The following is a 560-nucleotide window of genomic DNA, read 5'->3' as shown; positions in this document are numbered from 1 at the left end:
GTGTAGAAACCAGCCTGCAACTCAAGGTCGCGCCTGTTGCCAATACGGCACGCTACGACCGGCTCCGTGCGACCGATGAGGAGAATCGCAATGCGTGACCTAATGACTGAACTCAAAGAACTTCGCCTGCACGGCATGGCCAGTGCTTGGGAAGAACTGGTCTCTCAAGGAACAGCGTCGACGGCTTCATCGAAATGGCTGCTGGAACATCTGCTTCAGCAGGAACATGCGGATCGCGCGGTACGCTCGGTGAATCATCAGATGAACATGGCAAAACTCCCCATGCACCGTGACTTAGCTGGCTTTGACTTCAGCGCTTCCAGCGCTGATGCCCGGCTGGTCAGCGATCTATCCAGCTTAGCGTTCACTGAAACCGCGCAGAATGTCGTGTTCATCGGCGGCCCTGGAACCGGGAAAACACACCTGGCCAGTGCCTTGGCTGTATCCGGAATCACGGCCCACAACAAACGCGTGCGCTTCTTTTCCACGGTGGATCTGGTGAATCTGCTGGAGCGTGAGAAGTACGATGGCAAGGCAGGGCGAATCGCCCAGGGACTGCT

The 560-nt window shown here is 57.0% G+C and carries 1 pseudogene; it reads left to right on the top strand.

Annotated features, from left to right (window positions below):
* Positions 1–90: 90 nt before the first annotated feature.
* A pseudogene (gene istB, locus B348_RS0102615) lies at positions 91–560 on the top strand (IS21-like element ISPsy20 family helper ATPase IstB); the annotation flags it as partial.

This window comes from Pseudomonas sp. CBZ-4 (assembly GCF_000346755.1).
GTDB lineage: Bacteria > Pseudomonadota > Gammaproteobacteria > Pseudomonadales > Pseudomonadaceae > Aquipseudomonas.
Note: the sequence above shows the minus strand (reverse complement) of the source record. Positions and strands in the feature narration are given on the sequence as shown.